13 protein-coding genes are annotated in these 13,602 nt (G+C 71.8%); 7 read left to right on the plus strand and 6 right to left on the minus strand.

All coding sequences use genetic code 11. The features are described 5' to 3' along the window. Positions 1–138 precede the first annotated feature (138 nt). From ACMGFG_RS05615 to ACMGFG_RS05635, 5 genes are all read left to right on the plus strand, one after another. Positions 139–1,524, plus strand: a complete 1,386-nt coding sequence (locus tag ACMGFG_RS05615; RefSeq protein WP_436929371.1) for an arylsulfotransferase (asst) — start codon at positions 139–141, stop codon at positions 1,522–1,524. Next, complete coding sequence (locus ACMGFG_RS05620; RefSeq protein WP_436929372.1) at positions 1,521–3,113, plus strand: putative glycosyltransferase family protein; 1,593 nt, start codon at positions 1,521–1,523, stop codon at positions 3,111–3,113. Before ACMGFG_RS05615 ends, ACMGFG_RS05620 begins: the two co-directional genes overlap by 4 nt. Before the next feature lie 86 nt (positions 3,114–3,199). Continuing rightward, positions 3,200–4,165, plus strand: coding sequence for an ABC transporter ATP-binding protein (locus tag ACMGFG_RS05625; protein WP_436929373.1), 966 nt, complete (start codon positions 3,200–3,202; stop codon positions 4,163–4,165). Further along, positions 4,162–5,043, plus strand: a complete 882-nt coding sequence (locus tag ACMGFG_RS05630; RefSeq protein WP_436929374.1) for an ABC transporter permease subunit — start codon at positions 4,162–4,164, stop codon at positions 5,041–5,043. The genes ACMGFG_RS05625 and ACMGFG_RS05630 overlap by 4 nt, the downstream gene beginning before the upstream one ends. Continuing rightward, entirely contained in the window at positions 5,040–5,621 is a 582-nt protein-coding gene (locus ACMGFG_RS05635) for a hypothetical protein (RefSeq protein WP_436929375.1), read from the plus strand. The genes ACMGFG_RS05630 and ACMGFG_RS05635 overlap by 4 nt, the downstream gene beginning before the upstream one ends. 75 nt (positions 5,622–5,696) lie before the next feature. Here the strand turns inward: ACMGFG_RS05635 and ACMGFG_RS05640 are convergent, their stop codons facing one another. The 5 genes from ACMGFG_RS05640 to ACMGFG_RS05660 form a co-directional block, all read right to left on the minus strand. Then, on the minus strand, positions 5,697–6,002 hold the full coding sequence (locus ACMGFG_RS05640; RefSeq protein WP_436929376.1) for a DUF7565 family protein: 306 nt from the start codon (positions 6,000–6,002) through the stop codon (positions 5,697–5,699). 484 nt (positions 6,003–6,486) lie between these two features. Continuing rightward, complete coding sequence (locus ACMGFG_RS05645; protein ID WP_436907030.1) at positions 6,487–6,966, minus strand: metal-dependent hydrolase; 480 nt, start codon at positions 6,964–6,966, stop codon at positions 6,487–6,489. Positions 6,967–7,109: 143 nt separating this feature from the next. Further along, positions 7,110–7,628, minus strand: coding sequence for a CinA family protein (locus tag ACMGFG_RS05650; protein ID WP_436929377.1), 519 nt, complete (start codon positions 7,626–7,628; stop codon positions 7,110–7,112). A 68-nt stretch (positions 7,629–7,696) separates the two neighbouring features. Further along, entirely contained in the window at positions 7,697–8,782 is a 1,086-nt protein-coding gene (locus ACMGFG_RS05655; RefSeq protein WP_436929378.1) for a winged helix-turn-helix domain-containing protein, read from the minus strand. 99 nt (positions 8,783–8,881) lie between these two features. Further along, positions 8,882–9,253, minus strand: coding sequence for an Hsp20/alpha crystallin family protein (locus ACMGFG_RS05660; RefSeq protein WP_436929379.1), 372 nt, complete (start codon positions 9,251–9,253; stop codon positions 8,882–8,884). A gap of 121 nt (positions 9,254–9,374) precedes the next feature. Here ACMGFG_RS05660 and ACMGFG_RS05665 point away from each other — a divergent pair, with 121 nt between their 5' ends. Both ACMGFG_RS05665 and ACMGFG_RS05670 read left to right on the plus strand, forming a co-directional pair. Then, positions 9,375–9,869, plus strand: coding sequence for a P-loop nucleotide/nucleoside kinase family protein (locus ACMGFG_RS05665; RefSeq protein ID WP_436929380.1), 495 nt, complete (start codon positions 9,375–9,377; stop codon positions 9,867–9,869). A gap of 59 nt (positions 9,870–9,928) precedes the next feature. Further along, positions 9,929–11,047 carry a pyridoxal phosphate-dependent aminotransferase gene (locus tag ACMGFG_RS05670; protein WP_436929381.1) on the plus strand — a complete coding sequence of 373 codons (1,119 nt, stop codon included), beginning with the start codon at positions 9,929–9,931 and terminating at the stop codon, positions 11,045–11,047. Positions 11,048–11,141: 94 nt separating this feature from the next. Here ACMGFG_RS05670 and ACMGFG_RS05675 read toward each other — a convergent pair whose 3' ends face one another. Further along, positions 11,142–13,580 carry a PAS domain S-box protein gene (locus tag ACMGFG_RS05675; protein WP_436929382.1) on the minus strand — a complete coding sequence of 813 codons (2,439 nt, stop codon included), beginning with the start codon at positions 13,578–13,580 and terminating at the stop codon, positions 11,142–11,144. Positions 13,581–13,602: the final 22 nt, after the last annotated feature.

Genomic DNA, 13,602 nt, shown 5'->3' on the forward strand with positions numbered 1-13,602 from the left:
AGTCACCGTCGTTCGGCGGTCGCGACCAGCTTCACGCCGACGAGCGCGGGCGGTGTCTATCGAACGCGGGCGGCGTCCACCGACCACGACGACCGGCGCAACGATCACCCTATGTACCGCGGACCCGATTCACCGACAGTGTCACGCCGAGTGAAGCTCCGTCTGCTGCTGGCCGCGGTCGTCGTCCTCGCGACGGGGACGGTCGCGGTCGGCTACGTCGCCGCCGAGCGGTCGAGCGACCGGGTCACCGGCGACCCGTCGGTCGAACAGGCGCTGCGCTCGGGCGACCGCGGGCCGGTCGTCGACCCCCGCGACGGCCGCACCGTGGTCGCGACCGACTCCAACGCCTTCGTCAGCGACGAGAGCGACGGCCCCCGCGCCCAGGCCGAACTCGTCGCCTTCGACACCGACGGGGGGATCTACTACCACGAGAACGACCACACCCGCTACTGGGACGTCGACCCCGTCGCCGGGACCGAGGCTACCGTCGAGTTCGTCTACGCCGACCACCTCGAACCCGACGAGTGCGACGGCTCGGTCTGCACGCGCAACGGCGTCGAGCGCGTCAACCTCACCACCGGCGAGTCGACCGAGGTGTTCAGCCGCGTCACGCCCGGCAAGCACTCGACACGGTGGCACGACGTCGACCGGATCGACGACCACCGCCTGCTCGTCGCCGACATCGACCGCGACCGCGCCTTCGTCGTCAACACGACCACCGAGCTGATCACCTGGGAATGGGACGCACAGGCCGCTTTCGACGTCGACAGCGGCGGCCCCTTCCCCGAGGACTGGACGCACCTCAACGACGTGGAGCACGTCGAGATAGCGGGCCGCGACGCCGCGATGGTCAGCCTCCGCAACCACGACCAGGTGGCCTTTATCGACTTCGAGCGGGGACTGCTGGAGGAGTGGACGCTCGGGAGCGACGGCGACCACGACACCCTCTACGAGCAGCACAACCCCGACTACATCCCGCCCGAGCGCGGCGGGCCCGCGCTGCTGGTCGCCGACTCCGAGAACGGCCGCGTCGTCGAGTACCAGCGCGAGGGCGGGACGTGGAACCGGTCGTGGACCTGGAGCGACGCGCGCATGCAGTGGCCCCGGGACGCCGACCGCCTGCCGAACGGCCACACGCTGATCACCGATTCGAACGGCGACCGGGTGTTCGAGATCGACCGGGCGGGCGAGGTGGTCTGGACCGCCACCATCGGGTTCCCCTACGAGGCCGAGCGGCTGGGCACCGGCGAGGAGAGCGCCGGCGGCGAGAGCGCGGCCGCGCTCGACCTGCCGAGCCGCGAGCCTGACCCCGCGAACCTGTCGCTATCGGGTCGTGCCATGGCGGCGCTGCCGCCGTCGGTCGCCAACGGGATCGCCTACGTCTTCCCGCGCTGGGTCGGCTCCGTCGAGGCCGTCGCCATCCTCGCGCTCGTCGTCGCCGTCCCGCTCTGGGCGCGCCTGGAGTACCGCTGGTCGGACGTGTCGGTCGGGGTCCGCAACCCCTTCCAGATCGACCGGAAATGACGGCGAGCGGTACCCGCGAGAGCGACCGGTCGCTCGCGCTCGCGGGGCGAATCGGGGACGCGGTCCCCCTCGACGGGCGAGACGCCCGATGGCTTGGCCTGGCCGTCCTCCCCGGCGTCGTCGCCGTCGCCGTCTACCTGGCGACGAACCCGTATCCGGCCTACGGCGGCGGGCTGTACGCGCAGATCGCCGCCGAGATCGCAGCGAACGGCTACGCGCCGCCGGCGACCGTTCCGGGCTACGCCCTCCCCGTCCCCTTCGCGTACCCGCCGCTGCAGTTCTACGTCTTCGCGCTCGCCCTCGACCTGGGGCTCGGTCCCCTGGCGGTCACCCGGCTGTTGCCCGCCGTCGCCGTCGTCGCGGGGCTGGTGCCGGCGTACCTGCTCGGGCGGGACTACACCGGCTCGCGGGCGGCCGGGACCGCGACCGCGGCGCTGATAGCGCTGAACCCGCAGGTGCTGGAGTGGCACGTCTCCGCGGGCGGCGTCGTCCGCGGGTTCGCCTTCCTGTACGCGCTGACCGCGGTCTACGCCGGCTATCACGTCTTCGCCGGCGGCGGTCGGCGGGCGCTGTTCGCGGGCGCCGTCGCGGTCGCGCTGACGGGCCTCACCCATCCCACCTACGCGCTGTTCGTCGTCGCGAGCTACCTCGTGTTCTGGGCCGGGCTCGATCGGTCGGTCCGGGGACTCGCGCGCGGACTGGCCGTCGGCCTGGGGGCGCTCGCGCTCGCGAGCCCCTGGCTCGCGTGGGTCGTGACGACCCACGGCCCCGGCGTCTTCACCGCCGCGGCCGGGACCCACGGTGGGATCGGCGGCGGGCTCGCCCAGCTCGTCGAGGGCCCCTCGGTCTACCGGCTCACGCCGTTCGCGGCGGCCGCGGCGGCGCTCGCCGCCCGCCGCGACGCCGTCGTCGCCGGCTGGACCGTCGCCGCGACGCTGCTTTTTTTCCAGCTCCGGTTCCCCTACGCGGTTGGCGCGCTGGCCCTCACGGTCGCCGGGCTCGGGGTCGCCGAGCGCGTCGCCGCCGGCGGCTGGCCCTCGGGGCTCTCCTCGCCCCGTCGACGGGCGGCGGCCGCGGCGGTTCTCGTCGTCCTCGCGACCACCGTCGGCGGCGCGTCCCTCGCCGCGGAGACGACCTCGACGGCCGACGGCACCACGCCCTCGTTCCTCGACGACGAGTCGGTCGCGGCCGCCGAGTGGGCGGCCGCCGAGACGCCCGCGGACGCCCGGTTCCTCGTGCTCGGCGACGCCGCCGAGTGGTTCCCCGCGCTGTCGGGGCGGTCGATCGCCGTCGGTCCGTGGGGCGTCGAGTGGGCCAGCGCCGGCGCGTACGACCGGCAACTGGCGGCGTTCGAGGACGCCTCGACGTGCAACAGCGCCGCCTGCGTCGAGTCGGCCGCCGCGACCGTCGACGCCGATCCGGACTACGTCCTTGTTCCGAAGGGCCGATACACCGTCCGCGGCACCGGAGTCGTCCAGTTCGGCACGCTCGAACGCTCGTTCGCGGTATCGGACGACTGGACGCGCGTCCACGAGACCGACGGCGTCGTCGTCTACCGGGCCGCCGGGCGCGGAGCCACCGACACGTAACCGTTCGGGCGGGACCGTCCCGTCGGCGCTCGCCCAACGAAAAGACACTTACACTGGCCCCGTGTTCCGGGGGACGAGTACGACAGATGCCCTCCATCCAGACGAACGGACTCACGAAGACCTTCGGCGAGGACGTGGTCGCCGTCGACTCCCTCGATCTCACCATCGAGGAGGGGGAGATCTTCGGGTTCCTCGGCCCCAACGGCGCGGGGAAGTCGACGACGATCAACATGCTGCTCGATTTCATCCGGCCGACCGCGGGGTCGGCGCAGGTGTTCGGCATGGACGCCCAGCACGAGTGTGCGGCCATCCGCGAGCGCATCGGCGTCCTCCCGGAAGGGTACGGCTTCGACGACTACCTCACCGGTCGCGAGTACATGGAGTGGGCCGTCGAGACCAAAGACGCCGGCGACGACCCCGAGCAGCTGCTCGACCTCGTCGGCATCCGCGACGACGCCGACCGCGTCGCCGCGGGCTACTCGAAGGGGATGCAACAGCGCCTCGCGTTCGGCATGGCGCTGGCCGACGACCCCGATCTCCTGATCCTCGACGAGCCCTCGACGGGGCTGGATCCGAACGGCATCCAGCACATGCGGTCGGTCATCCGCGACCGGGCGGAAGACGGGACGACCGTCTTCTTCTCCAGTCACATCCTCTCGGAGGTCGAGGCGGTCTGCGACCGCGTCGGCGTGATGAACGAGGGGGAGCTGGTCGCCGTCGACTCCATCGAGGGGCTGCGCGAGAGCGCGAGCGGCCAGGCGACCATCAAACTGGAGTGTGCGGAACCGCCGCGGGCCGACGGTGTCGCCGACATCCCGGGCGTCTCCGCGGTCGACGTGACCGAGCGGACGCTGGTCGCGGAGTGTTCGGACCCGAGCGCGAAGGTCGACGTGGTCAGGCTGGTCGACGACCGGGCCGAGGTCGTCGACATCCTCGCGGACAACACCTCGCTGGAGGAGCTGTTCAACCAGTTCACCGGCGGCGGCCGCGACGCCGATCGGTCCGTCGGCGAGGAAGGCGAGCTGGACGACTCCCGGGAGGCCTCGGCATGAGCACGGTCACCGTCGCGAAGAAGGACTTCAAGGCCGCGCGCCGGTCGAAACTGCTGTGGGCCGCGGCCATCGTCCTCGGACTGATCGCCGCGTTCGTCGGCTACGTCTCGGGCAACGCGCCCGGTCCGGACGCCGAGCAGGTGCGGGCGCTCTTTCGGGTGTTGACGCTCATCCTCGGGATCCTGTTGCCCATCGTCGCGCTGGTGGCGAGCTACCTCGCCATCGCGGGCGAGCGCGAGGGCGGCGGGATCAAGTTCCTGCTCTCCCTGCCGAACACGCGCCGGAGCGTCTTCGTCGGGAAGCTGCTGAGCCGGAACGGCATCGTCGCCGGCGGCGTCGGGTTCATGTACGTCGCGGCGATCAGCACGGCGCTGACCCGCCACGGCGCGTTCCCCGCCGGCGTGATCTTCGGCACGCTGCTGGTGACGCTGGCCTACGGCAGCGCCTTCGTCAGCGTCGCGCTGGCGATGTCCTCGGCGGCCGCGTCGCGGAGCCGCGCCATCGCGGGCGCGTTCGGGACGTACTTCGTGCTCGTCATCCTGTACGTCTTCCCGGTCGTGTCGGTCGGCGACATCGCCCGCTGGCTCCACACGACGCTGCTGGGCGCCGACCCCAACCCGGACCTCTACAACGCCGTCCAGTACACCAGCCCCTACCTGGCCTACCGGAAAGCGGTGAATCTCGTGCTCCCGGCGGACATGCGCCAGATCGTCTTCATGTCGAGCCTGCCGGACGACATCAGCTACGGCTCGGCCGACACCAACGAGGTGTTGCCGCTGTACCTGCAGGACGAGTTCTCGCTGGTCGTGCTCGCGTTCTGGCTGGTGGTACCGCTGCTGATCGGCTACCTGCTGTTCGAGCGGGCTGATCTGGAATGAACCGGCGCAACACTATCGGCACGGCGCTGGTCGTCCTGGCGGTCGTCCTGTTCACGGTCCCGGCCGTCTTCCCGGTGCAGGCGATGCTCGTCCACGACACCGGGTCGTACGCGACCGGCTCGCCCGAGGAGCTCCGCGACGAGGGCCACGAGATAATCGCCTACGAGAACCTCTCGGAGCGCGGCCAGGAGCTGTACCGGACGACCCTGGAGCACGACGGCGAGTACCGCGTCCCCGTCGGCGAGGGCGCGCCGGAGTTCAGCTACCTCAACCAGACCGAACGGCGACAGGCCTACGAGAACGACAACCTGACCGCGGTCCAGCCGGTCGTCATCGAGCGCCCCGAGGACGGCGGCGACCTCCCGCCGGCGGACGAGCCGGAGTTCGGCCCCCCGCCGGGCGAGGACGCCAGCGAGGAGGCCCAGCAGCGCGCGGAGACGGTCCAGCGCTACGACGCGATGCGGACCGAGACCAGCGAGCCGCCGCTGGGAGCGACCCCGCAGTTGCTCCGACTCGCCTCGGTCCTGCTCGCCGTCCTCTCGATGGGCGTCGGCGGCTACCTGCTCTCCTCGAAGTGAGGGCCGCTCTCGGTGCAGTTCTTTCGGTGGCGGATCCGTGACGCTACCGCTAGAGCGATAGCTGAAAAGACCCCCTCAGATAGCGCCGTTGCCGCCTTCGAGGCGGTCGATGACCTCGCGGATGTCGGCCGCCTCCTCGATGTTCTCCTTGACGTTCTCGCGGCGCCGGACCTCCTTGGCGGTGGCGTCGTAGGCGCGGACGTACTCGGCGCGGCTGTGCTCGTCGAAGGCGTGGCGGATCGCGAAGTAGCCGTCCGGGAGGACGGTCCCGCAGACCTTGCACTCGATGCGCTCGTGTGCCGTCGACTGGTGGACGATCAGGTCCTCGACCCGGTCGAACTGCTCGTCGTCGCCGTCGATCGCACACTCCCAGGAGGCCATATATCCGAGTCATGCCCCCCGCTCTGTAAAAACGTTCCCCCTCCCCCTTCGAGTGACGTCCCGATCCCGCTCGGTAGTTGTCCTGACCGCACTCGACGGCGAGTGCTGAAAGCCCTCGACGCGCTCGCTAGCTGGAGTCAGTACCGCACTCGACGGCGAGTGCTGAAAGCCCTCGACGCGCTCGCGGTCGCTGAGCGACATATCCGCGCTCTCCGCACCGCCCGCGCGGATAGGGGTCGCTCAGGCGACTGTCGGCGCGAGCGCGCCTCGCCCTTTCAGTCCGCCAGGGACAGTACCGCGACCGCACCGCCCCGCACCGCGACCGCAGACGGCCACGAACCTCCCCAGCCGATTCGCGACACGCGAGTCGCGAATCCCTCGCGCGATTCCGTCGCGGCACGGAGGCCGCGACAGCGCGCGCCGACCGCACCGCACAGCACTGCTCACTTCGGTCACACCGGGAGAACGGCGGCGCGAAACCGACTCAGAACGGGAGGGCGACGCCCTCGGGGAGGTAGGCGGGGAGGACGTGGACGAGGCCGGCGGCGACGACGAGTTCGAAGGCGGTGACGGCGAGCATCATGGCGTCGGCGTAGTCGCTGCTGACGGGGACGCCGATGGGGGCGCCGAACTCCTCGTCCCAGAGGGGGTAGAAGAGCGCGAGCCCGCGGGTCGTCCCGAGCGCGTCGAGGACGTAGTGGGTGAGCACGCCGAGCCACACCCAGTGGAGGTTGGCGAAGTAGATAGGGTAGGCGGCGACGATCCCCAGCACCGGGAGGTTGTGCAGCGTCTTGCGGTGTTTCCCGAAGTGGGTGTCCACGTCGGGGAACAGGGCCCCGAGCACCAGCGGGACGAACACCGCGGCGATGGTCCGGAACGTCGCCACGTCCCCGGCCGGTTCGAGGATGAATCCCAGCCCCACCGCGAGAAAGACCGCGTTCAACACGTGTCCGCGCTTGTCCATGGAGCGATGCGATGGACCCGCGGGTCACAAGTGTTGCCCTTCGGCGACCGGCGAGCCCCCATCGGTGAGTCCTCGTCGGCGAACCCGCAGCGGCGACCCCCGAGCGCGGAACCTCTGACCGGCGTCGCGACGCCGGGAACGGGTCAGTCGCGGGAACTGACCGCGGTCTCCAGGTCCCGGAGCGCGCGGCGGGCGAGCCGCTCGCGGACGGCTCCCCGGTCGCCGTCGAACGCGTAGCGGGAGACGCTGGCGGTCGAGTCGCCCGACTCCCAGGGGGCGGCGTGGGCGACGCCGACGAAGCCGGTGCCGACCGGTTTCTCCTCGGTGCCGCCGCCCGGGCCGGCGACGCCGGCCGTGGCGACCCCCCACGTGGCGTCGGCGGTGTCGCGGGCCGCCCGGGCGAGGTCGCGGGTGACCGGTTCGCTGACGGCGCCGTGTTCGTCGAGCGTCTCCCGGGGGACCGCCAGCACGGTCCGGAGCGCGTCGTAGTCGTAGGGGACGACGACGCGGTCGAGGTAGTCGCTCGCGCCGGGGACGCTCGTCAGCAGCGCCCCGACCAGTCCCCCGGTCGCGGTCTCGGCGACGGCGACGGTTTCGGCGCGCTCCCCCAGCAGGTCGCCGACCCGCTCCTCGACCGGCGGGTCGTCGGCGAACTCGCGCATATCGGTGCGACGGGCGGCCGCCGGAAAAACGCGGGGGACGGAACGATCGCGGACGCGGTCCCGGCCATTTACCGCCGCTCGGCGTCGACGACCCGCAGGTCGTCGTCGACCGTCAGCGCGAGTTCGTCGCCGTCGACGGCGAAGGTGAACCGCGCCTCGAAGGGGTCGGTCGACCGGACCGACTCGTCCAAGTCGTTGTACGCGGCCGACAGCGCGGGGAGCGTCTCGTCGGTCGGGGCCAGCGGGTTCAGGCCGTGGTCGAGGAGAAAGGCGAGGAGGGCGGGCGAGTCCGCCAGTCCCACGACGGCCGCGCCGCTCTCCTCGTAGATACAGTTCGAACAATCCAGGTCGACGGCGACGGCGTAGCGGCGGCCGCAGGCGTCACAGAGGCCGCCCTCGGCGCTGGCGTCGGCGCCGTCGGCCCGCCCGTCGCGGGCGTCGCCGTCGTGGGACTCGCAGACGCGACGGCGGCGGTCGAGCGCGGCTGAACAGCGGGGACAGACGCCCGCGGCGGCGGCGAACAGTTCGAGGTGACCCCAGGTCCAGGCCGCGCGGAACACCGCCTCGGGGTCGCGCCCGGCGACGCCGGCCGGCGGGAGCGGGTGGTAGCCGAGGTACCCCTCGGCCGCCGCGCGGTCCGCCCCGCAGTCGTCGCCCGGCCCGTCGCTACCGCGGGTATCGTTCTCGCGGTCGTCGGCATCCCCGTCGTCGCCAGTATCGCCGCCGTCCCTGCCGTCGGCCGGCGAACTCGTCCGGCTGTAGGTGCCCGGACACTCGGTGCAGAACACCTCGACGCGCTCCTCGCGGAAGCGGACGGCGACCGGCGCGCCGCAGAAGTGACAGGGGTGGTCGATCTCGGTCCGTTCGAGGACGGGCGCCGCGGTGACCGCCCCCGAGAGGACCGCCTCGACGACGCGTTCGCCGGCTCTGCGGAGCTCGTACCCGGCCGCGCGCTTGCTGACGAAGTGGCCGGTCAGCCGGTCGAGGTGGTAGTTGAACCGGCCGGAGTCGGCCATCCCGACGCGGTTGCGCAGCGCCGAGAACGACACCGGGTCGTCGGCGCCGCCCAGCGCGCTCAGGATGGCGACCCGGGTCTCGTTCCCGAGGACCTCGAAGGCCTCGTCCGGCGAGAGCGGCCGCGAGTCGTCGGACATACCCGCCGCTACCGGGCGGGGCACGAAAAAACTCGCGTCGCGCGAGCGACGGTACCGACGACGGTCGCGTGCGGAAGCCTGACAGTCTCTCGACCGTCGTCAGGTCTGGACCTCGATCTGCGTGCCGCGAGCGGTGGCGCCCTCGTAGATGGGCAGGCGCACTTCGAGGATGCCGTTGCGGTACTCGGCGGCGATCTCCTCGTCGTCGACATCCTTCGGGAAGCGGAACCGCCGGTGGTAGGTCCGGCGCGTGCCGCGCGTCTCGTCGTCGTGTTCGGCGGCGACGTTGAGCACGCCCTCGTGCCACGTCACGTCGATCTCCGCAGGGTCGAACCCCGGTAGCTCGACGCTCAGTACGAACTCCTCGTCTTCCTCGTAGAGCTCGTAGTCGTTACCGCCGGTCTCGAACAGCCTGTTCGGCAGGTCCATACCCTGGAACCACGAACTGACTGGTCGATCCGGGAGAGCCATGGCTTCTCACCTCGGCTCAGTAGATCGTTGTTCGCGGTTCTATAAAAACCTGTCGGAAGGGGAAACCGGGCGACGGCAGGACACCCACGTTCATGATGCGGGGGGTTCGAGATGGGGGCAGATGGCGCCGCGACTCGTCGTCCAGTGCGGGCTGCCGGGGGTCGGGAAGTCGACGGTGGCGAGGGAAGCCGCCGACCGACTCGATGCCGAACGGATCCGTAGCGACGCGGTCCGGGCGGAACTGTTCGACGACCCCACGTACGATCGCGCGGAGAAGGAGCGAGTGTACACGACGATGCTGGAGCGGGCGCGGGCGGCGCTCGACGCGGGGAAGCCGGCCGTCCTCGACGCGACCTACGAGCGGCGCTACCACCGCGACCAGGTCGCGACGCTGGCAGCGGCGATCGGTGCGGACCTGACGCTCGTCCGCGTGGTCTGCGACGAAGCGGTGGCTCGCCGGCGGATCCGCGAGCGCGAGGACGACCCCAGCGAGGCGGACGTGTCGGTCTACGAGAACGCCCGCGATCGGTTCGAGCCGCTCGAACGCGACCACGCCGTCGTCGACAACTCCGGCGACCTCGCCGCGACCCACCGGCGGGTCGCGGAACTGTTCTGAGGACTGCCAGGCGGGCAACGCCAGGGTTTACGTCGCGGGCGGCCAACCGCCGGTAATCGATGGACTACGAGACGCCGCAGTTCTTCCGGGTGATGCAGTACGCGGCCCGCGCCGACCGCGACGTGGTGGACATGGTGAGCGGCAACCCCGACTGGGAACCGCCCGAACCGCTCCGCGAGGGGCTGCGCGATTACGCCGACGGCGACGTGAGCGAGTTCCAGTACCCGCCGAGCGTCGGCCTCGCGGAGCTCCGGACGGAGATCGCCGAGCGCCGCGGCGTCGACCGCTCGCGCGTGCTCGTCACCAACGGCGCCGGCGAGGCCAACCACCTCGCCACGACCGGCGCGCTGGAGCGGGGCGAGGGGTCGGAACTGGTCATGACCGACCCGGTCTACCCCTACTACGCCGGGCGGGCGAACCTGCTGGACGCCGAGGCGACCTACGTCCCCGCCGACGAGACGGGCCAGCTCGACCCCGCGGACGTGCGGGCGGCCACGAGCGACGAGACGGCCGCCATCGTCGTCAACTCCCCCAACAACCCCACGGGCGCGGTCTACCCGCCGGAGACCGTCGAGGCACTGGTGGGGATCGCCGAGGACTACGACGCCGTGCTGGTCAGCGACGAGGTGTACGACCACTACGACTTCACCGGCGAGTTCGAGAGCGCCCTCGCGACCGGCTCCGACCACGTCGTCGCGACCAACTCCTTCTCGAAGACGCTGGCGATCACGGGCCTGCGGGTCGGCTACGCCGTCTTCCCGCCGGAGGACGGCCCGCTGGGCGATCTGGTCGACCGGGCGCGGACGCGGCACATGATCCAGAACGTGACCGGCAGCCGGCCGGCCCAGGCGGCGGTGTTGCGGGCGCTCCGGGAGACGCCGCCGGAGTACTACGAGCGCAACCGCCAGCGACTCCGCGAGCGCATCGACCGGTTCACCGAGGCGCTCGACCGGGCCGGCGCCGAGTACACCACGCCGGGCGGCTCGTTCTACGTGATGGCCCGCTTCGACGGCTTCCCGGGGACGATGGACAACGTCGAGCGGCTGATCGACGAGGCGGGCGTGGCGGGGATGCCAGGCGAGGCGTTCGGCGAGTCCCGCGCCGAGTGGGTCCGGTTCGCCCTCGTGACGCCGCGGGTCGACGAGGCGGCCGAGCGGCTGGCCGACTACCTGGGCTGAGCGGCTCCCCTCGGGCGAACGGGGGACTGGATCACGGTGGCAGGGACGGCCTCGCGGCGCCGGGCGACGGGGTCGGCGCCGGCCGACGGCGGACTCACTCGATCTCGTCGGGGTCCCCGGCGTCGAGGCGGACGGTGACGGTCGTCCCGTCCGGTCCGGTGTCGAAGTCGAGTTCGCCGCCGGAGCGCTCGACGACCCACGAGACCAGCCAGAGGCCGACGCCGGTGCCGTGTTTCAGCGGCGTCTCCTCGCGGTCGGCGAGCACGTCGAGTTCCGCCTGGGAGATACCGGGGCCGTCGTCGGTGATCCGGAGTTCGACGGTCCCGTCGCCGTCGTCGGTCGCCGTGATCCGCACCGATGGCGTCGCGTCGTCGTGGGTGACGGTGTCCTGCTGAGCCTGCGAACCATGGCCCGTGGAACTGTGTTCCGCGGCGTCTTCGGGGGCATCAGCGCTCGAAGGCTCGACGGTGCTTGCTCCGTCGGCGTCCTGCTGAGCCTGCGAAGCAGGACTCGTCGAACTGTGCTCGACGGCGTCGTCGGCCCCCGGCCGACGGCTCGTGGAACTGTGTTCCACGGCGTTCTCGACGAGGTTCTCGACGGCGTAGGGGAACGCGCGGTGGGCCCGCACCGGTACCTGTTCGGTGATGCGTACGTCGTACTCGGCGTCGCCGTGGGCGGCCGCGACGTTGGCGACACAGCGGTTGACCACCGAGCGGAGGTCGAGCGTGACCCGCCCCTCGTCGCTGTCGATGACCCGCTCGATGGCGCGGGCCTTCTCGGTCGTCTCGACGAGCCCCTCGCTGCGGTCGACGATGGTCTCGGCCATCCGCCGCTGCTCGCCGTCGGTGCGTTCGGCCAGCACCTCCGCCTGGCCGCGGACGACGGTCAGGCCGGTGCGCACGTCGTGTCTGAGCACGCGCGTCAGCACCTGCTTGAGCAGGTCGAGCTCGCTCTCGCGGCGCTCGCGGGCGGTCACCTCGTGGAGGATTCCCACGGAGCCGTCGGCGTCGTCGGCCGCGTCGAGCCCGGCGACGGTGGCCTCGAACTGCCGGACCTCGCCCGCCGCGGTCTCGAGGTCGAACTCGCAGGTCCCGCTCGCGCCGCTCGCGGTCGCGCGGTCGAGCGCGTCGCGGATGCGCTCGGCGGCCGCCCCGGGGAGCAGTTCGGAGAGGGGGGTGCCCTCGAGCGACTCGCGGTCGCCGTCGAACAGGGCCACGAGCGCGTCGTTGCAGATCTCGACGCGGCCGTCGGCGTCGAGGACGTACATCGGGTCGCCGGCGCTCTCGACGAGCCGGCGGTACTGTTCGAGCCGGCGCTCGCGGTCGCGGCGGTCGGTCACGTCGCGGGCGACGTTGACCAGCCCCTCGTAGCCGTCCTCGCCGTCGCGGACCGAGAAGTGGACGGCCAGGGTCCGCTCCTCGCCGTCGGCCGTCTCGAAGGTCATGTCGATGACGGCGCTGTCGCGGTCGTCCTGCCGGAGCTGCTGGAGCGTCCGCTGGCCCGATTCGAGCTCGCCCTCGGTCATGTAGGCCGCCGTGTGCTCGCCGACCATGTCGTCGTAGCCCAGCAGGTCGGCGAACGACTCGTTGTGGTACTCGACGCGGCCGTTGGCGTCGACGACCGAGATGCCGTCCTGGACGTGGCGGTCGAGCAGGTCCAGCAGCTCCAGCCGGGCGTTCGACCGCGCGGTCCAGGTCACGTCCTCGACGACGACCAGCCGGAGCGGCCCGACCGTCTCGGGGAACTCGTGTTCCGTGTAGCGAAAGCGGGCCTCCCCGTCGGCGGTCGGGACGACGAACTCGGTGGGCTCGGCGGGCACGTCGGGCCCGCGGATCGTCCGGATAGCGTCGGGGTCCTGCGAGAGCGCGGCCGTCAACTGTCGGTAGAAGTTCGGCGTCTCCGGGACCGCGGCGGTGACTTCGCGGTGTTCGAAGTACTCGTCCAGCGGCGTCGCCTCCCAGATGACCGTGCCGTCCTCGTAGACGAGAAAGGAGGTCGACGACCGGGCGTCCGGGTCGGTCCGGTCGAACGCGCGGGCGAACCGCGAGGCGGCGTCGGGCGTCCGCGCCGCCCGCAGCAGTTTCTCGACGACGAAGTCCAGCCCCTCCTCGGCGGTCCACTTCTCGACGAGCGTGTCGACCGCGTCGAACACCGCCGGGTCCACGTCGCCCGGGTCGACCCGCGTGTAGAGGGCGACCGCGGCGTCGGCCGCGTCGGCCGCCTCGACGAGGGCCGCCACGTCCGCCGGCGCGTCCGGTTCGACTACGAACACGTCCACGTCGCCGGCCTCGAACCGCCCGCGGACGCGGTCGGGGTCGCTCGTCCCCTCGTAGTCGACCCCGTCGGCGTCGCCCGTCTCCTCGTCCAGCCGCGAGAGCACCGTCTCGTCGGGGTCGAGGTGGGCGATCCGGACGACCGCGTCGTCGGCGTCGCCCGTATCTCCGTCACTTTGCCCAGGGTCGCCGTCGGCTGCGTCCCCGCCGTTCCCGCCGGTGGGATCGTCGTCGCGGTCCCCGCCGCCGGGCACCGTCATCGCTCCGCTCCCCGCGGGCCCC

Source organism: Halosimplex halobium, assembly GCF_051414055.1.
Classification (GTDB): domain Archaea; phylum Halobacteriota; class Halobacteria; order Halobacteriales; family Haloarculaceae; genus Halosimplex; species Halosimplex halobium.